The organism is Streptomyces sp. NPDC001617 (assembly GCF_053596855.1).
Genome location: NZ_JBSFHA010000004.1, coordinates 192,333 through 209,139 on the forward strand (window position 1 = coordinate 192,333; position 16,807 = coordinate 209,139).

General features: G+C 71.1%; 16 protein-coding genes. 5 read left to right on the top strand and 11 right to left on the bottom strand.

The window, feature by feature from the left end; all coding sequences use genetic code 11:
* Positions 1–2: 2 nt before the first annotated feature.
* Genes ACWC09_RS05150 through ACWC09_RS05160 form a run of 3 tightly spaced genes read left to right on the top strand, consistent with a single transcriptional unit; the run spans position 3 to position 3,315 of the window.
* Positions 3–365, top strand: a complete 363-nt coding sequence (locus ACWC09_RS05150) for a hypothetical protein (protein ID WP_450848623.1) — start codon at positions 3–5, stop codon at positions 363–365.
* Between the two features lie 11 nt (positions 366–376).
* Positions 377–2,089: a sodium/solute symporter gene (locus tag ACWC09_RS05155; RefSeq protein ID WP_450848625.1), complete on the top strand. Its 1,713-nt coding sequence runs from the start codon at positions 377–379 to the stop codon at positions 2,087–2,089.
* Positions 2,086–3,315, top strand: coding sequence for a sensor histidine kinase (locus tag ACWC09_RS05160; RefSeq protein ID WP_450848627.1), 1,230 nt, complete (start codon positions 2,086–2,088; stop codon positions 3,313–3,315). Before ACWC09_RS05155 ends, ACWC09_RS05160 begins: the two co-directional genes overlap by 4 nt.
* A 3-nt stretch (positions 3,316–3,318) precedes the next feature.
* Here the strand turns inward: ACWC09_RS05160 and ACWC09_RS05165 are convergent, their stop codons facing one another.
* The 8 genes from ACWC09_RS05165 to ACWC09_RS05200 all read right to left on the bottom strand — a co-directional run bounded on the left by ACWC09_RS05165 (position 3,319) and on the right by ACWC09_RS05200 (position 11,969).
* The gene (locus tag ACWC09_RS05165) at positions 3,319–3,492 is read right to left on the bottom strand and encodes a hypothetical protein (protein WP_450848629.1); all 174 of its coding nucleotides are present in this window, start codon (positions 3,490–3,492) and stop codon (positions 3,319–3,321) included.
* A gap of 13 nt (positions 3,493–3,505) precedes the next feature.
* Positions 3,506–5,419 carry a protein kinase domain-containing protein gene (locus ACWC09_RS05170; protein ID WP_450848631.1) on the bottom strand — a complete coding sequence of 638 codons (1,914 nt, stop codon included), beginning with the start codon at positions 5,417–5,419 and terminating at the stop codon, positions 3,506–3,508.
* Between the two features lie 28 nt (positions 5,420–5,447).
* Positions 5,448–6,854 (bottom strand): DUF6777 domain-containing protein, encoded by a 1,407-nt coding sequence (locus ACWC09_RS05175; RefSeq protein WP_450848732.1) that lies wholly within the window; start codon positions 6,852–6,854, stop codon positions 5,448–5,450.
* A 67-nt stretch (positions 6,855–6,921) separates the two neighbouring features.
* A complete protein-coding gene (locus ACWC09_RS05180; protein ID WP_450848633.1) occupies positions 6,922–7,872 on the bottom strand; it encodes a cytochrome c oxidase assembly protein in 951 nt (316 codons plus the stop codon).
* 90 nt (positions 7,873–7,962) lie between these two features.
* On the bottom strand, positions 7,963–8,742 hold the full coding sequence (locus tag ACWC09_RS05185) for an inositol monophosphatase family protein (protein ID WP_450848635.1): 780 nt from the start codon (positions 8,740–8,742) through the stop codon (positions 7,963–7,965).
* Positions 8,743–8,744: 2 nt separating this feature from the next.
* Positions 8,745–9,770 (bottom strand): 6-phosphofructokinase, encoded by a 1,026-nt coding sequence (locus ACWC09_RS05190; RefSeq protein ID WP_450848636.1) that lies wholly within the window; start codon positions 9,768–9,770, stop codon positions 8,745–8,747.
* Between the two features lie 214 nt (positions 9,771–9,984).
* Positions 9,985–10,713, bottom strand: a complete 729-nt coding sequence (locus tag ACWC09_RS05195) for a type 1 glutamine amidotransferase (RefSeq protein ID WP_450848638.1) — start codon at positions 10,711–10,713, stop codon at positions 9,985–9,987.
* A 17-nt stretch (positions 10,714–10,730) separates the two neighbouring features.
* Complete coding sequence (locus tag ACWC09_RS05200; RefSeq protein WP_450848640.1) at positions 10,731–11,969, bottom strand: MurT ligase domain-containing protein; 1,239 nt, start codon at positions 11,967–11,969, stop codon at positions 10,731–10,733.
* A 136-nt stretch (positions 11,970–12,105) separates the two neighbouring features.
* Here ACWC09_RS05200 and def point away from each other — a divergent pair, with 136 nt between their 5' ends.
* Complete coding sequence (gene def, locus ACWC09_RS05205; RefSeq protein ID WP_450848642.1) at positions 12,106–12,651, top strand: peptide deformylase; 546 nt, start codon at positions 12,106–12,108, stop codon at positions 12,649–12,651.
* Here def and ACWC09_RS05210 read toward each other — a convergent pair.
* Positions 12,648–13,292, bottom strand: a complete 645-nt coding sequence (locus ACWC09_RS05210) for a TetR family transcriptional regulator (RefSeq protein WP_450848644.1) — start codon at positions 13,290–13,292, stop codon at positions 12,648–12,650. The genes def and ACWC09_RS05210 overlap by 4 nt on opposite strands.
* Before the next feature lie 171 nt (positions 13,293–13,463).
* Between ACWC09_RS05210 and ACWC09_RS05215 the strand changes: the two genes are divergently transcribed.
* The gene (locus ACWC09_RS05215; RefSeq protein ID WP_450848646.1) at positions 13,464–14,693 is read left to right on the top strand and encodes an acyl-CoA dehydrogenase family protein; all 1,230 of its coding nucleotides are present in this window, start codon (positions 13,464–13,466) and stop codon (positions 14,691–14,693) included.
* A 1-nt stretch (position 14,694) separates the two neighbouring features.
* Here the strand turns inward: ACWC09_RS05215 and ACWC09_RS05220 are convergent, their stop codons facing one another.
* The gene (locus tag ACWC09_RS05220; protein WP_450848648.1) at positions 14,695–15,366 is read right to left on the bottom strand and encodes a response regulator; all 672 of its coding nucleotides are present in this window, start codon (positions 15,364–15,366) and stop codon (positions 14,695–14,697) included.
* The gene (locus ACWC09_RS05225) at positions 15,335–16,633 is read right to left on the bottom strand and encodes a sensor histidine kinase (protein WP_450848650.1); all 1,299 of its coding nucleotides are present in this window, start codon (positions 16,631–16,633) and stop codon (positions 15,335–15,337) included. The genes ACWC09_RS05220 and ACWC09_RS05225 overlap by 32 nt, the downstream gene beginning before the upstream one ends.
* Positions 16,634–16,807 lie beyond the last annotated feature (174 nt).

The window sequence follows — 16,807 nt, forward strand, 5'->3', positions numbered from 1 at the left end:
CCATGCCCAACCAGGACCCCGCCGAGCGCCGCGTCGTCGTCACCGGCCCGCCCCGCCGCACCAAGCGCGCCTCCGGCTACTACCGCCCGCGCACCGAGATCGACGAGCAGACCACCCTCGGTCACACCTACGTCCGCTCCCTGATGCGCACCCAACTCCGCGCCGCCCTCGCGGTGTTCGCGGTCCTCGGCCTGCTCATCGGCCCGTTGCCCCTGGTCTTCGCCGCCATGCCGGACGCCCGCCGCCTCGAATGGGCCGTCCTCGGCTTCTGCCTCTACGCCCCGCTCGTCCTGCTCGCCCTCTGGTACGTACGGCGTGCCGAACGCAACGAGCGGGACTTCGTGCGGCTCGTGGAAGACCGATGAAGTAGCGGACGATGAACTCCAGTTACGCGGTCCCCGCGGTCGCCCTGGTCGTGGTGGCGACCGTCCTCGTCGGCGCCTTCGGCCTGCGCATATCCCGCACCACCTCCGACTTCTACGTCGCCTCCCGCACCGTCGGCCCCCGCCTCAACGCGGCCGCCATCAGCGGCGAGTACCTCTCCGCCGCGTCCTTCCTGGGCATCGCGGGCCTGGTCCTGATCCAGGGCCCGGACATGCTCTGGTACCCGGTCGGCTACACCGCCGGCTACCTGGTGCTGCTCCTCTTCGTCGCCGCCCCACTGCGCCGCTCGGGCGCCTACACCCTCCCCGACTTCGCGGAGGCGCGGCTCGCCTCGCACGGCGTACGGCGGCTGGCCGGGGCCTTCGTCGTCGGCGTCGGCTGGCTCTATCTGCTGCCCCAACTCCAGGGCGCGGGACTGACGTTGACCGTGCTCACCGGTGCACCGGACTCCCTCGGCGGGCTGATCGTGGCCGTCGTCGTGGTCGCCACCGTCGCCGCCGGCGGCATGCGCAGCATCACCTTCGTGCAGGCCTTCCAGTACTGGCTCAAACTCACCGCGCTCCTCGTCCCCGCCCTCTTCCTGGTCCTCGCCTGGCAGAGCGACGGAGCACCCCGCCACGCCTTCGAGGAACCGGCCACCTTCCGCGAACAGAGTGTCGTCCGCGTCGACGACAGCCTCGCCCTGAAGCTCGCGAAGCCCCTCACCGTCACCGTGACCGGCACGGTCGACGGCCGCGCCCGCGACGACGAACGGATCCGACTCCCGGCCGGGACCCACCACATCCAGCGGGGCACCCGGCTGACCTTCGCCAAGGGCACCGCCGTCCCCGACGCCGACCGGGGCACCAACGGCGGCATGTCGACCTCCCTCGCCGCGGGCCGCGAGGAACGCCCGCTGTACGCCACGTACGGGCTGATCCTCGCCACCTTCCTCGGCACCATGGGTCTGCCGCACGTCGTCGTGCGCTTCTACACCAGCCCGCACGGCGTCGCCGCCCGTCGCACCACGGTCGCCGTCCTCGGCCTGATCGGCGCGTTCTACCTCCTGCCGCCCCTCTACGGCGCTCTCGGCCGCCTCTACACCCCCGAACTCGCCCTCACCGGCGACGCGGACGCCTCCGTCCTGCTGCTGCCGGACCGCATGATCGGGGGCGTCGGCGGCGACCTGCTCGGCGCGTTGGTGGCGGGCGGGGCCTTCGCCGCGTTCCTCTCCACCGCCTCCGGGCTGACCATGGCCGTCGCGGGCGTCCTCACCCAGGACGTCCTCCCGACGCGCGGCGTACGGCACTTCAGGCTCGGGACGGTGCTGGCGATGGCCGTACCGCTCGCCGCGAGCGTGCTGGTGGGCGGTCTTCCGGTGGCCGACGCGGTGGGGCTGGCCTTCGCGGTGTCCGCCTCCTCCTTCTGCCCTCTCCTCGTGCTCGGCATCTGGTGGCGGCGGCTGACCCCGCCGGGCGCGGCGGCCGGGATGCTGGTCGGGGGCGGGGCGGCGTTCGTGGCGGTGGCGGCGACGATGGCGGGATTCCCGGGCGGCGGCCCCCTGCACGCTTTACTGGCCTGGCCCGCCCTCTGGTCGGTTCCGCTGGGCTTCCTCACCATGGTGCTGGTGTCGTTGGCGACCCCGGGTCGGGTGCCGACGGGGACGGAGGCGATCCTGGCGAGGTTCCATCTGCCGGAGGAGCTGCGGGCGGAGGTGAAGGCATGAGCGGATTCCTGGCCGGCCTGTGCGTGGCCGTACTCCCGCTGCTGGCCGCCGGGTTCTGGCTCGGCCGGCGCACGGCCCGCCCCGAGAGCCTCGGCGGACTCGGCACCCCCGTCGAGCACGCCACCTTCCAGACCCTGCACACCGCCTCCCTGGCCGCGCCCCCACTCCGGGCAGGCCTGACCGAGGAGACCGCCCGCAAGTCGGCCCGTCGGCTGCGCTCGCTGCTCGGCACGGACGCGCTGTGTCTGACCGACCAGAAGGAGGTCCTGGTCTGGGACGGCGTCGGCGGCCATCACCGTACGGAGATCATGGAACGCCTCGCCGGACCGCTGGAGACCGGCCGCGGCGAGGCCTTCCGGCTGAAGTGCGACCACCCGGACTGCCCGGTCCGCTGGGCCGTCGTCGCCCCGCTCACCGTCGACGACCGCGTCCACGGCGCCCTGGTCGCCTGCGCCCCGCGCGAGTCCGCCGTCCTGGTGAGGGCTGCGGGCGAGGTGGCCCGATGGGTGAACGTCCAGCTGGAGTTGGCCGATCTCGACCAGTCCCGCACCCGGCTGATCGAGGCCGAGATCAAGGCGCTTCGGGCCCAGATCTCCCCGCATTTCATCTTCAACTCGCTCGCGGTCATCGCCAGCTTCGTCCGCACCGACCCCGAGCGCGCCCGCGAACTCCTCCTGGAATTCGCCGACTTCACCCGCTACTCGTTCCGCAGGCACGGCGACTTCACCACCCTGGCCGACGAACTCCACGCCATCGACCACTACTTGGCGCTGGTCCGGGCCCGCTTCGGTGACCGTCTCCGGGTCACCCTGCAGATCGCCCCGGAGGTACTACCGGTCACCCTCCCCTTCCTCTGCCTCCAGCCGCTCGTCGAGAACGCCGTCAAGCACGGCCTGGAGGGCAAGGCCGTGAGCGCCGGGGGCAAGTGCCACATCAGCATCACCGCCCAGGACGCCGGCGCCGAGGCCCTGGTCGTCATCGAGGACGACGGAGTCGGCATGGACCCGGTCCTGCTCCGCCGTATCCTCGCGGGCGACGCCAGCCCGTCCGGAGGCATCGGGCTGTCCAACGTCGACGACCGGCTCCGGCAGGTCTACGGCGACGACTACGGGCTCGTGATCGAGACGGCCGTGGGAGCGGGCATGAAAGTGTCCGCCCGGCTGCCGAAATACCAGCCGGGCGTGCACTCCGCCGGGCGGATCGCCCAGGAGTACTCAGCGGACTGAGCCTCAGGGAGCGCTGCGGGTGGCGATCATCCCCAGGGTCAGCAGTCCCAGCACGACCCAGCCGAACCACAGCCAGCCGTTGGAGCCGAGCGCCGCCGTGTAGGCGGTCACCACGACGAGGCCGCCGACGGTGAGCACCCCCATCGCCTTCGTAGAACCGTCCGTGGAACCGGGCATCGCAACACCCTCCTCAGGATTCGTCCCCCTCCATGGTGCCTCCGTTCTGCTTCCGGACGGTGCACACGACGAAATGCGTGCCCGACTTCCACGGTCCCTGACTGGTCCAGGAGCCGGAGGTGTAGACCGACGGGTCGAAGCCGTAGTCGCGTGGCGCCACGTCCTTCCCGCAGGCCGTGTCCGACTCCGTACGGGCCTCGGCGAGCGTGACACCCGTGCCGAGCCGGGTGAAGCCGAGCACCTGCTCGTTGTGCGGGCCGGAGCAGGCGACCAGCCGGGCGTCGCGGTTGGTGCGGGTCTCCAGACAGTCCCGGCGCTGCATGTTCGACGTGTCGACGAAGGCGGAGCCCAGCTTGCGGTGGGCGCCGAGCGGCCCGTACGTGGGCCCGTGCGCGCCCAGCACCAGACAGGCGGTCTGCCGACCCGCGGCCCCGAAGCCGTCGTCGGTCGGCACGATCGCGACCGTCCGCACGTCCGCCAGCCGCTCCCGGACCTCCTGTGTCCGCTCCTCGCACCGCACCGGCCCGCTCTTGCGCGCCTCATCCGCCGACGCGGCCTTCACGAACGCCATCACCTGCCCGTCGGGCGCCTTGCCCTGACAGGGGGAGACCAGCGTCAGACGAGGCGTCCCCCGGAAACGGACGGAGTCCGGCCAGTCGGCGACCACACAGTCGCCGTCCTGGAGCGGCTCGGCCAGCCCCACGGCCGCCCCGTACGGCGCCGCCTTCGTACCGTTGTCGCCGCCCTTCGCCTGGTGGGCCACGGCGTACCAGACCCCGCCCAGGGCCAGCAGCAGGCCGAGGAAGGTGGCGATCACGGCACGCAGGGCGCGGGGGAGTTCACGGCGATGGCGGCCGGGCGCGGGCACGGGCATGAGGACGGGCCCGAAGCCGTCCGGGGAAGCGGCGGCTCCCGCCCACTGCTGCTGCGCCGGTCCAGGCGGAGGCGGGGAGGCCTCGGTCCAGTGCTGCTGCCCCACCCCCGGCGGAGGAGGGACGGTGCCGGACCAAGGCGGCTGCGAGCCGAGGTCGGTCTGGGTCCGTGCGTACGACTCGGCCTGCGGCGTCACGATCCGCGACAGCGCCGTCTCGGCCTCCGTCGCGGACGGCCGCCGCCCCGGATCCTTCTCGAGCAGGCTGCGCAGTACGGGGCCCAGCGCCCCTGCGCGTACGGCCGGGCGCGGCTCCTCCATGACCACGGCCGTCACCTCGGCCAGGTTCGACTCGCGCTCGAAGGGGCCCCGGCCCTCGACGCCGTAGTACAGCGTGCAGCCCAGCGAGAACAGGTCGGTGGCCGGGGTCGGCGGCCCGCCCGTGGCCCGCTCCGGCGCCAGATAGCCGGACGTCCCCACCAGCACGGACGCCAGCGTGTACCGGGTCTCGCCGGCGTCCGGCTGCACCGAGATGCCGTAGTCGGTGAGCAGGATGCGGCCGTACGGCGCTCCGGAGCGGTCCGGCGCGAGCAGGATGTTCGCCGGTTTCACGTCCCGGTGCATCACCCCCCGGTCGTGTCCGGCGGTCAGCGCGTCGAGGACGGCCAGCCCGATGCGGGCGCACTCAGCGGGGGCGAGCGGGCCGCGCTGTTCGACGAGGTCGCGCAGATCGGTGGCGCCCGCCACGTACTCCATCACGATCCACGGCAGCCCCTCGTGCTCCAGCACGTCGTGCACGGTCACCACATGAGGGTGACCGCGCAGGCCTGCCGCGTGCCGGGCCTCCGCGCGCGCCCGGGCGACCCGGGCCTCCCGCTCCTCGCCCGCCGGCTCGGGATCCCGGAACACGATCTCCTTCAGCGCGACCTCGCAGGCGAGTCTCTGGTCGTGGGCGAGCCAGACATGGCCCATGCCGCCGCTGCCGAGCCGGTTCAGCAGCAGATAACGGCCGGCGATGACCCGGCCCACTCCCGACGTCGGTGATCCTGATTGCATCCGGTGACTCCCGGGTTCTGCGGGGGCGCTACGTGAACGCGCTCGACGCGGGCCCCGAGGACGCGGGCTCGCTCGTGGCGGGTGCGCTGCTCGCCGGCTCGCTGGAGGCCGGGGCGCTGGTGGTCTCGGGCGGGGGCGCGCTCCTGGTGACCGGAGTGCTGGGCGGCGGTGGCGCGCTGGTGGTCACCGGAGCGCTCGACGGAGGCGGGGCGGCGCTGCTCGTCACCGGCTCACTGGTCGGGGGCGAGCCGGTCGTCGGGGGCGGTGCGCTCGACGGAGGTTTCTCCGAGCTGGGCGGCGGCGCGCTCGACGCGGGCGCGGAGGACGACGGCCCGGAGCCGCGGCTCGTACCGGACGACGGTGTGGACGGCGACGAGGACGACGGTGGCGCCTTGGACGTCCCGGAGGACGACGAGGACGCCGGGGGAGTGGTCGTCCCCTGGGAAGTGCCCCCGCCCGTACTCCTGGACGACGTCCCGCCGGTCGTGCTCAGCGTCACGTACTGCCCGAACCGCAGCTCGGTCCCCGCTGCCGGATTCGACGCCGTGACCCGCGCGTCGTCGGGCGGCAGGGACGTGCCGGAATACCCGGCCGCCAGCCCCTTGCCGGTCAGCGTCCGGCTCGCCCGGGCGAAGGTCGCGCCGGTGACGTCCGGCACCGTGAGGGGTTCGGCCGCGTCGAACGTCGTGTCGTGCGTGCCCGTCGTGCCCACCGGACGGTCGATGCCCCGGTCGGGACGGTCGACGTCGACGAGGGCGAGCTGTTCCATTTTCCGGGGCGCCGGTCGCACGGCCACCACGGAGGAACGCTCGTATCCCTTCCACTTCCGATTGCCGTTCTCGAACGTGACCGAAATCCGGTTCGTGTCACCGGCGAAGGGCCGCAGCGGATTTCCGCACGAGCACTTCACGGCCGGAAGTCCCTGTTCATCGACGAGAATCGCGATTCCCGCCTGCAGCAGGGAGTCGAAGGGAACAGCCTTTCCCTTCCTGTAGTCATGATTCTGTACGAGAGTGTCGTGACGCAGGAGAACAGGAGTCAGCCGGTCCAGATATCCCGGAATCTGATCGGTGGTGAGATTCAGCGCGGTCGCCCACGCCTGCGCTTTCTGGTGATTCCTGGGATCGGTGAGGAATGCCTTGAGTTTCCTGACGTCACAGATGGTCGGCTTGCGCGTGCCCCCGTACAGCCCTGGCGTGTCCCCCTGTTGCAGGCTGCCGTGCACGGCCTGGGTGCGAAGCGCCTGGTCATGGCCGAGCCCGCTGTTCTCGTCGAAGAACGGCGCGAGGGACGGAACCCCCGCGGCCACCGCCTTCACGAGGGTCAGTGGCGTACTTCGACCACATGCACCGACCGCGAGCACGAGGACGAGTAGGACGGCGATCCTCCGAATCACCGATTTTCCGGCCCTTTGCATAAATGCGCGAAGTGTCATCACCGCTCCCCCCTGCGGTTTCCCCCTTGCGCTTCATGCTACTGAAAGCCGCCGAATGGCGAAGCCTTCAACGCCCGCGTGCGTTCAATGAGGCCAAATAGGCGTTGTATGCCTCGAGTTCCTTGTCGCCGTCGCGATCGGCGGCCCGGTCCTTGCGTTTGGCCTGCCGTTGCTCCGAGCTGTACCACTGGAACAGCAGGGCGAGGAGCACCAGTACGGACGGGACCTCACTGAATGCCCAGGCGATGCCGCCGGCCGCCGTCTGGTCGGAGAGCGCGTCGATGCCGAGCGAGGCGGGCGGGTTCTTGAACGTCTCGACCATCGGGGTCGACGCCATCATCAGCGCGATGCCGAAGAACGCGTGGAACGGCATGCCCGCGAACAGCTCCAGCATCCGCATCAGATAGCCCGGCCGCTGCGGGCCGGGGTCCACGCCGATGATGGGCCAGAAGAAGACGACGCCGACCGCGAGGAAGTGCACCATCATCGCGATGTGCCCCGTCTTCGACCCCATCAGGAAGTCGAAGATCGGGGTGAAGTACAGCGCGTACAGGCTCGCGATGAACAGTGGGATGGTGAACGCCGGGTGCGTGATGATCCGCATGTACCGGCTGTGGAGCAGCATCAGCAGCAGCTCACGCGGTCCCTTGCGGCCCTTGCCGGCGGTCGGCAGCGCGCGCAGGGCGAGGGTGACGGGGGCGCCGAGCAGGATCAGGATCGGCGACAGCATGCTGATGACCATGTGCTGCACCATGTGCACGCTGAACATGACCATGCCGTAGTCATTCAGCTTGGTGCACATCACGAGCCCGATGGTCAGCACACCGATGACGAACGAGACGGTCCGCGCCGGAGACCACTTGTCACCGCGCCGCCGCAGCCTCACGACGCCGTACGCGTACAGCGCGAGCCCCACCAGGCAGGCCACGAGGAAGAACGGGTCCGCCGACCACTGAAGACCCCGTCCCAGCGTGAACGGCGGCAGATCCATGGTCATGCCGTGCCCGCTGTGATCCATCCAACGGCTCCTGGTTCGTGGGGGTTGTGCAAGTCTGTCCGCACACAGACTAGAACCGCGCCCCGCGGCGGCCGCGACCGGGGCCGAGCTTCACTCGCCCCGGCGCAGTACCGTCTTCTCCCACAGGGCCGTCGCCTCCCGCGCCGCCTCCGGGGCGACGAGCAGCAACGGGGTGTCGTACGCGGGCAGCTCGGGCACCGCCACCGCGCCCGCCTCCGTCGCGATCAGCAGCGGCGGCAGGGCGTCCACCGGGTGGAACTCGCCGATGGCCGCCGCGACGGCACGGCCCGCGGCGACCTGGACCAGGGACAGGGCCGTCGAGCCCATGACCCGTACCGTGCAGTGGCGGGCGGAGAGCTCCCGCAGCAGCTCGTCCATGCCGGGCCAGTGGGCGTGGGCCGCCCACTCGGTCAGGAAGGCGTGGCCCGTCAGGGTGTCATGGGCGGCCGCGTGGATCGGGCGGCCGTCCAGCCGGGCGCCGCCGCCCTTGGTGGCCGAGAAGATCTCCCCGCGCCAGGGGTCGGCCACCACACCGAGCAGCGGCGCGCCCCGCTCGGTGGCCAGGCCCAGGGAGAACGAGCACCAGCCGATGCCGTGCGCGTAGTTCGTCGTACCGTCCACCGGGTCGATCACCCAGTGCGGGGCGCCGGGCGTGCCCTCGTGGACGCCGTACTCCTCGCCCTCGATGCCGTACTCCGGGAACTCGCGGGCGAGGACGGCCCGGACGTGCGACTCCACCGCCTCGTCCGTGTCGGTCACGATGTCGGCCGGGGAGGCCTTCTCCCGCACCTCGTCCGTGGCGCGCGGCCGGCGGATGCGCTCCGAGGCCCACGCGGCGAGCTCGGTCGCGATCGCGAGTTCCCGGTCCATGCCTAGAGCACGCACTCCGCTTCGTCGTAACGCTCGGACGGGACGGTCTTGAGCGTCTCGACGGCCTTCGCGAGCGACACCATCACGATGTCGGTGCCGCGCAGGGCCGTCATCGTGCCGAACTCGCCCCGGTGCACGGCCTCCACCGCGTGCCAGCCGAAGCGGGTCGCGAGCACACGGTCGTACGCGGTGGGCGTACCGCCGCGCTGGACGTGCCCGAGGATGACCGGCCGGGCTTCCTTCCCCAGCCGCTCCTCCAGCTCGATCGACAGCTGGCGGGCGATCCCGGCGAAGCGCTCGTGACCGTAGATGTCCCTGCCGCCCTCGTCGAACTCCATGGACCCGGCCTTCGGCTTGGCGCCCTCGGCCGCGACGACGATCGCGAACCGCTTGCCGGCCTCGAACCGCTCGCCGACCTTGCGGGCCAGCTCCTCGATGTCGAAGGGCCGTTCCGGTACGACGATGGCGTGGGCGCCGGCTGCCATGCCGGAGTGCAGGGCGATCCAGCCGGTGTGGCGGCCCATGACCTCCACGACCAGCACGCGCTGGTGGGACTCGGCGGTGGTCTTCAGCCGGTCGAGGGCCTCGGTCGCGACGCCCACGGCCGTGTCGAAGCCGAAGGTGACGTCCGTGACGGCGATGTCGTTGTCGATGGTCTTCGGGACGCCGACGATCGGCAGGCCGTTGTCGTACATCAGCCGGGCCGCCTTGAGCGTGCCCTCGCCGCCGATCGGGATGATCGCGTCCAGACCGAGCTCCTCGAGATGGCCCTTGGCCCGCTCCACGCCGTCCCGCAGATGTGAGGGCTGGACCCGGGAGGAGCCGAGGATCGTGCCGCCGCGGGCGAGGATGCCGCTCACCGCGTCGAGGTCGAGCTTGAGGTAGTCGCACTCCAGGAGGCCCTTCCAGCCGTCCCGGAAGCCGATGACCTCGTCGCCGTGGTCGACGACGGCACGGTGCACGACGGACCGGATGACGGCGTTCAGGCCGGGGCAGTCGCCGCCGGACGTGAGGACACCAATGCGCATAGCCCGAAAAACCTTTTCCACGTGGTCGGGTCCGGACCACGCTGTCCGGCTCGAACCCCGCCACCCTAGCGGCAGGAGGGGGCGGGTCCGTAGCGTGCGTCCGACTGCTGGACGACCCCGCTCACCTGTGCGGACTTATCGTCAGACGGGCTGGTGACGTCTGGCTTGAGTACAGGTGTACACGCAGGTCACGCAGGGTGCTGCGCCACCGTTTCTACGCGGGCTGCTGGGCCGCCGCGATGCGTTCGTTGCGCAGCGCCTCGTACCAGCGGTCGTCGGTCGGCGGCAGCGCGTTCACGTCGAGCGCCAGCTTCAGCAGCAGGTCCGCGATGAGCGGGTTCCGCGCCAGCACCGGGCCGTGCATGTACGTACCGAAGACCGTGTCGTTGTACGCGCCCTCCGTGCCGTCCCCCGTGCCGTTGCCGTTGCCGAGCTTGACCTGGGCGAGGGGGCGGGCGGTCGGGCCGAGGTGGGTGACGCCCTGGTGGTTCTCGAAGCCGGTCAGCGGGGGCAGGCCGAGGCGCGGGTCGATGTCGGCGAGCACGTCACCGACGCACCGGGCGCCCTCGCCACGGACCGAGACCACGTCCAGCAGCCCGAGACCCGGCTCACGCTGACCGAGGTCGTTGATGAACTCGTGGCCGAGGATCTGGTAGCCGGCACAGACGGAGAAGACGATCGCGCCGTTCTCCACGGCCCGGTGCAGTCCGCCGTCACGGCGCAGCCGCTCGGCCGCGAGCCGCTGGGGCCGGTCCTCGCCGCCGCCGATGAGGTAGATGTCACCCGAGGTCGGGATCGGCTGGTCGCTGCGTACGTCGAGGCGGGCCACGTCGAGGCCGCGCTGCCGGGCGCGGCGCTCCACGACGAGGACGTTGCCCTGGTCGCCGTAGGTGGAGAGCAGGTCGGGGTAGATCCAGACGACCCGCAGGCTGTTGTCGCTCACAAAAGTCCCCTGAGTTGTCAGTTGCCGACGCGGCGGCGCAGGTCCTGGAAGGCGGTGTAGTTGGCGATGACCTCGATCCGGCCGGGCGGGCTCATCTGCACCGCCTGGTCGAGGTTCTCGCACACCTGGAAGTTCTGGTTGGCGACCTCCAGCCGCACCGCGAGGTCCAGCTTGCGGTCGCCGATCACACAGATCGGGTGGCCCGACAGGCGGGTGTAGTCGACGTCCCAGAGCCAGGAGGTGTCGGTGCCGTCGGCGCCGCGCGCGTTCACGGAGAGGATCACCGGAGTGGGCGGAGGATCGATCAGGCTGAACGTTTCGAGCCAGCCCGCCGGGTTCTTCGCGAGCAGCAGTCGCAGGTCGCGCTGCTGGAACTGGACGACGTCGTACCGCCCGGCGACGGCCTGCACCTGCCACATGCGCTCCAGGGCGACCTGCGGCGGCACACCGAACACGGCGGCGACGGCGGCGGACGAGGCTGCGTTCGCCTTGTTCGCACGGCCGGGCAGCTGGAGATGGATGGGCCAGGCGGAGCCGTGCGGGTCGAGCACATGGTCACCGGAGAGCGCCCAGCTCGGCGTCGGCCGCCGGAACCCGCACTCGCCGCAGAACCAGTCGTCACCGGGCCGCTGCATCACGCCACCGCAGGACGGGCAGGACCAGGCGTCGTCCTTCCACATCTGGCCGGCGGCGACCCAGATGACGTTCGGGGACGAGGAAGCGGCCCAGACCACCAGCGGGTCGTCGGCGTTGGCGACGATGACGGCCTTCGAACCGGCCAGCCCCTCGCGCCAGTTCTCCGCGAGCATGCGGGTCTCGGCGGCGCGGTCGAGCTGGTCGCGGGAGAGGTTGAGCAGGGCGATGCACTTCGGGTCGGTGTCCCGGGCCACGCCCGCGAGGTACTTCTCGTCGACCTCGATGACGCCGTACCGCGCGTCGGAGCTGCCGGCGAGCGCCGAGGTGATGCCGGCCGGCATGTTGGCGCCGAGGGCGTTGGAGACCACGGGCCCGGCGGCGCGCAGCGCCTCGGCGATGAGCCGGGTCGTGGTGGTCTTGCCGTTGGTCGCCGAGACCAGGGTCACATCCAGGTTCTGGGCGAGCCGTGCGAGGAGGTCGGGGTCGAGCTTGAGCGCCACCCGGCCGCCGATCACCGAACCGCTGCCGCGCCCCGCGGCTCGCGATGCCGCTGCGACCGCCTTGCCCGCGGTCACGGCCAGCTTGGCCCGCGGCGTGAGCGGGTCCGAGTTGCCTGACATCAGTTCTCGATCCTCCTTGCGTACGCGCCGCGCCTCAGCCTGACGGCAACGTGGTGTGAACCTCAGCCTATCGAGATCCACTCACACTCCCGAACCACGGCACTGCCAAGACCTGCGCGACCGTACGCTTGCGGCCATGCGAAACGGCTCCATCCCGGGCGCCCACGGGCGTGTCCGGCCCCTCACCCTGCTCGGGAACCCGACCCTGCACGCCCCGTGTACGGAGGTCACCGACTTCGGCCCCGAACTGGCGACGCTGGTGGACGACTTGTTCGCGACGATGTACGCGGCCCAGGGCGTGGGCCTCGCCGCGAACCAGGTGGGGGAGTCGTTGCGGGTGTTCGTCTACGACTGCCCGGACGACGACGATGTTCGTCACCTGGGCCATGTGGTGAACCCCCGCCTGGTGGAGGCCGACGGTGTGGTGCTCCGGGGCCCGGAAGGCTGCCTGTCACTGCCGGGCCTGGAGGCGGGGACGGAACGCTACGACCATGCGGTGGTGGAGGGTTGCACGGTGACCGGAGCGCCGGTCACCGTGCACGGGACGGGGTTCTTCGCCAGGTGCCTGCAGCACGAGTGCGACCACCTGGAGGGCCGTGTCTATGTGGAGCACCTCACGGGGTGGCGAAAGCGGAAGGTGCTCCGCCAGGCGAGCAAGGCTTCCTGGAGCCGTCGGGGTTAGAAGCCCGGTCCGCCTATCTTGTCGCCCGCCGCGGCCAGCCGTCCCCACAACAGGTCGGCCAGGCTGCGCACCAACTCCGCACGCGAGCAGGGCCGTTCGCCGAGCCACCAGTCGCCCGCCGCGTGCATCATCCCGACGATTCCGTGACCCCAGACCCTGGCCAGCTGCTGGCTCTCCGGACCGAGGTCCAAGCGGTCCCCGATGACCTGGGCCAGCTCCTCGCCCATCCGCCGAAGCAGCGGTGCCGAGTGCTTGCCCACATCGAAGCCCTGCTCAGCCGCTGTACCGCCCTCTGCCGGATGCATCAGAAACCGGTACACCTGAGGCCGCGCCTCGATCGCCGCGAGGTACGTGTCCAGCGTCGCCTCGACCCGGTCGCGTCTGTCCGCGGGAGCGTCCAGCGCAGCCCGCAGCGAGTTCAGCAACGCGTCCGTGTGCCGCTTGGCCAACGCGGCGTAGAGTCCGCTCTTGTCACCGAAGTGCCGGTACAGGATCGGCTTGGTGATGCCCGCCTCCGCCGCGATGGCGTTCATCGAGGCCTGTGGGCCATCCCGTAGCACCACCCGGTCCGCGGCCTCCAGCAGCTCGCGCCGACGTCGGTCGGCGGACCGCTGCTGCTCGGTCCGCTGTGTGGTGTCCATGAACTCTCCCCACCCGTGCTGAATCGGTAACGCCTGCGCAAACTAACACCCGACCTGCCCGGAGCATCGAACAGGCTGCCGGGCAGCATCAGGAGTTGACTTTTCCTACCGGCCGGTAACAAACTAGGGTTACCGCTAGTAACACTTTTGCACGCTGCCGCTGGAGGGGACATGGCCGAGTTCACCATGGAGCTCAACGACGAACAGAAGGAGGTCCGCGACTGGTTGCACGGCTTCGCCGCCGACGTCATCCGCCCCGCGGCCGCCGAATGGGACGAGCGTGAGGAGACTCCCTGGCCGGTCATCCAGGAGGCCGCGAAGGTTGGCATCTACTCCCTCGACTTCTACGCCCAGCAGTATTTCGACCCCACCGGACTCGGTATCCCGATGGCCATGGAGGAGCTGTTCTGGGGCGACGCGGGCATCGCCCTGTCGATCGTAGGCACGGGTCTGGCCGCCGTGGGCGTTCTTGCCAACGGAACCGAGGAACAGATCGGCACCTGGATCCCGCAGATGTACGGCGACGCCAACGATGTAAAGGTCGCCGCGTTCTGCTCCTCCGAACCCGACGCCGGCTCCGACGTGGCCTCCATGCGCACGCGTGCCGTGTACGACGAGGCCAAGGACGAGTGGGTGATCAACGGCACGAAGACCTGGGCGACCAACGGCGGCATCGCCAACGTCCATGTCGTCGTCGCCGTCGTCGACCCGGAGATCGGCTCCAAGGGCCACGCCTCCTTCATCATCCCGCCGAACACCCCCGGCCTGTCCCAGGGCCAGAAGTTCAAGAAGCACGGCATCCGCGCCTCGCACACCGCCGAGGTCGTCCTGGAGAACGTGCGCGTCCCCGGCTCCTGCCTCCTCGGCGGCAAGGAGAAGCTCGACGAGCGCCTCGCCCGGGCCCGCGAGCGGGCCAAGGCCGGCAACGGCGAGCGCGTGAAGAACGCCGCGATGGCCACGTTCGAGGCGTCCCGCCCGGCCGTCGGCGCGATGGCGGTCGGCACCGCCCGGGCCGCGTACGAGGTCGCCCTCGACTACGCCAAGACGCGTGAGCAGTTCGGCCGCCCGATCATCGACAACCAGGGCGTCGCCTTCCAGCTCGCGGACATGCGGACGTCCATCGACGCGGCCCGGCTGCTGGTCTGGCGCGCTTCCTGGATGGCGATCAACGGCAAGCGGTTCACGGCCGCCGAGGGCTCCATGTCCAAACTGTTCGCGAGCGAGACCGCGAAGCAGGTCACCGCGCAGGCGGTCCAGATACTGGGCGGCAACGGCTACACCCGGGAGTACCCGGTGGAGCGCATGCACCGCGACGCGGCGATCTACACCATCTTCGAGGGCACGAGCGAGATCCAGCGCCTGGTGATCGCCCGCACACTGTCGGGGATGCCGATCCGCTAGCTCACCGGCCTCCGCGCGGGACGACCAGCCCGCTGTCGTACGCCAGGATGACGGCCTGGACCCGGTCGCGGAGGTCGTACTTCTCCAGGATGTGGGCGACGTGCGTCTTCACCGTCGCCTCGCCCACGCCGAGTTCGAGGGCTATCTCGGCGTTCGACAGGCCGCGGGTGAGCGCTCGCAGCACGTCGAGTTCGCGGCCCGTGAGGGCGTCCAGCTGCGCCGGCACAGGCGCTTCCGCCGGCGCGCCCAGGTGGGCGAAGCGGTCGAGCAGCCGGTGGGTGATACGCGGCGACAGCACCGCGTCCCCGTCGGCGACCGTACGGATCGCACCCATCAGGGAGTCCGCGGGCCCGTCCTTCACCAGGAACCCGCTGGCCCCGGCGCGCAGCGCGTCCACCACATGGGCGTCCAGGTCGAAGGTCGTCAGGATGACGATCCTGCTGGGCGATCCCGAGCGCACGATGCGCCGCGTGGCCTCGACGCCGTCCATGCGCGGCATCCGGATGTCCATCAGGACGACGTCGGGGCACAGGGCCTCGACGCGCTCGACGGCCTCCGTGCCGTCCGCCGCCTCGCCCACGACGGTGATGTCCGGCTCTGCTTCGAGGATGAGCCGGAAGCCCGTCCGGATCATGGGCTGGTCATCGACCAGCAGGACGCGGATGACCTGCATACGGGGTGTGCCCTTCGTGCTGGGGTTCGGATGCCGGGAGCGGGATGACGGCGTGCACGCAGTAGCCGCCGCCGGGCCGGGCGCCGGTGTGCAGCGAACCGCCCACCGCGCCGACCCGCTCACGCATGCCGACCAGGCCGTGCCCGGTGCCATGCGTCGCGACCGGCGGCCGTACCGGCTCGCCGTCGGCCGGCGGACCGTCGTCGCACAGCCGTACGCTCAGCCGCTCGCGCTCCGGCTCCCAGGCGACGGTGAGCGCGGTCCGGGTGCGGCCCGCGTGCTTGAGGGTGTTGGTGAGGGCCTCCTGCACGACCCGGTACACGGTCAGGTGTGACCCCGCCGGCAGGTCGGCGGGCGTGCCGCTGGTGCTGAAGTCGACCTGGAGCCCGGCCGAGCGCACCGACTCCACCAGCGCGGGCAGGGCGTCGACTCTCGGCTGCGGCGGCTCCTTGCTCGGGTCGCCCTCGGCATCCTCGTCGGTACGCAGCACGTCGAGCAGACGGCGCAGCTCGGTGACGGTGGCCCGCCCGGTCTCCTCGATGGCGCCGTGCAGTTCATGGGCCTTGTCCGCGTCCCGGTCCTGGACCCGGTCGGCGGCGATGGTCTGCACGACCATCAGGCTGACGTTGTGCGCGACGATGTCGTGCAACTCGCGGGCGATCCGCGCCCGTTCCTCCATGACCGCCGCCCGCGCGTCGGCGGCCTGCTCCCGCTCCAGCGCGGCGGCCCGCTCCAACGCCTGGTCCCGGATCGCCGCACGGGCCCGGGCGAGCCGCCCCAGCGCCCACGCGGCGACCAGGATCACCGACTCGGTGAGCAGGGTGGCGATGCGGTACCCGTCCGGGGCCAGGACCGCCTCGGTGACGGCCGCGGCCGGGACGATCACCGCCGCGACCAGGCCCGAGACCCTGGGCGTACTGCGGTTGGCGGTCAGGAAGACGGCCGCGGCGACGCTCAGGTACGTCGGCCCGATGGACGTGCCGTCCGGCCCGGACAGCTCCGGCACATAGCGCAGGCCCTGGATCACGCCCGCGGCCGACGTCACCACCAGCAGGGCGGGCAGCGGAGCCAGGCGGTGCAGGGCGACCGGAAGCGTGATCAGCAGGACGAGTACGACCCACAGCGCGTTCGGCGTGCGCAGCGCGGGGCCGTTCGGCGGCATCGCCAGCGGCAGGGCCACACACCCGGCGGTGAGCAGCAGGGCGAGGGCCGTGTCGGTGACGGCACGCGGAATGTGGCGCCCCGCGAACGACTCCATCCGGTCCATGCCGTCACGTTAGCCGCATCGCCAACGCCCGTGATCTCACCCTGGGTTGAAAGTCCACCGCCGATCTCCCCCGTGAAGGCTCCTCCGCAAGGAGGAGACGTCGGACCCCCTCGCCCGACCGGCGGAGCCGACGCCTCGACTGTGTGGCAGAGGCCAAGTCCCCATGACACCGAT

Excerpts from the sequence above, each read along its gene's own strand:
- ACWC09_RS05175 (WP_450848732.1), bottom strand. The coding sequence starts at position 6,854 with ATGACACTTCGCGCATTTATGCAAAGGGCCGGAAAATCGGTGATTCGG.
- ACWC09_RS05215 (WP_450848646.1), top strand. The coding sequence starts at position 13,464 with ATGGCCGAGTTCACCATGGAGCTCAACGACGAACAGAAGGAGGTCCGC.
- ACWC09_RS05160 (WP_450848627.1), top strand. The coding sequence starts at position 2,086 with ATGAGCGGATTCCTGGCCGGCCTGTGCGTGGCCGTACTCCCGCTGCTG.
- ACWC09_RS05200 (WP_450848640.1), bottom strand. The coding sequence starts at position 11,969 with ATGTCAGGCAACTCGGACCCGCTCACGCCGCGGGCCAAGCTGGCCGTG.
- ACWC09_RS05180 (WP_450848633.1), bottom strand. The coding sequence starts at position 7,872 with ATGGATCACAGCGGGCACGGCATGACCATGGATCTGCCGCCGTTCACG.
- def (WP_450848642.1), top strand. The coding sequence starts at position 12,106 with ATGCGAAACGGCTCCATCCCGGGCGCCCACGGGCGTGTCCGGCCCCTC.
- ACWC09_RS05220 (WP_450848648.1), bottom strand. The coding sequence starts at position 15,366 with ATGCAGGTCATCCGCGTCCTGCTGGTCGATGACCAGCCCATGATCCGG.
- ACWC09_RS05165 (WP_450848629.1), bottom strand. The coding sequence starts at position 3,492 with ATGCCCGGTTCCACGGACGGTTCTACGAAGGCGATGGGGGTGCTCACC.
- ACWC09_RS05190 (WP_450848636.1), bottom strand. The coding sequence starts at position 9,770 with ATGCGCATTGGTGTCCTCACGTCCGGCGGCGACTGCCCCGGCCTGAAC.
- ACWC09_RS05150 (WP_450848623.1), top strand. The coding sequence starts at position 3 with ATGCCCAACCAGGACCCCGCCGAGCGCCGCGTCGTCGTCACCGGCCCG.
- ACWC09_RS05225 (WP_450848650.1), bottom strand. The coding sequence starts at position 16,633 with ATGGACCGGATGGAGTCGTTCGCGGGGCGCCACATTCCGCGTGCCGTC.
- ACWC09_RS05155 (WP_450848625.1), top strand. The coding sequence starts at position 377 with ATGAACTCCAGTTACGCGGTCCCCGCGGTCGCCCTGGTCGTGGTGGCG.
- ACWC09_RS05170 (WP_450848631.1), bottom strand. The coding sequence starts at position 5,419 with ATGCAATCAGGATCACCGACGTCGGGAGTGGGCCGGGTCATCGCCGGC.
- ACWC09_RS05185 (WP_450848635.1), bottom strand. The coding sequence starts at position 8,742 with ATGGACCGGGAACTCGCGATCGCGACCGAGCTCGCCGCGTGGGCCTCG.
- ACWC09_RS05210 (WP_450848644.1), bottom strand. The coding sequence starts at position 13,292 with ATGGACACCACACAGCGGACCGAGCAGCAGCGGTCCGCCGACCGACGT.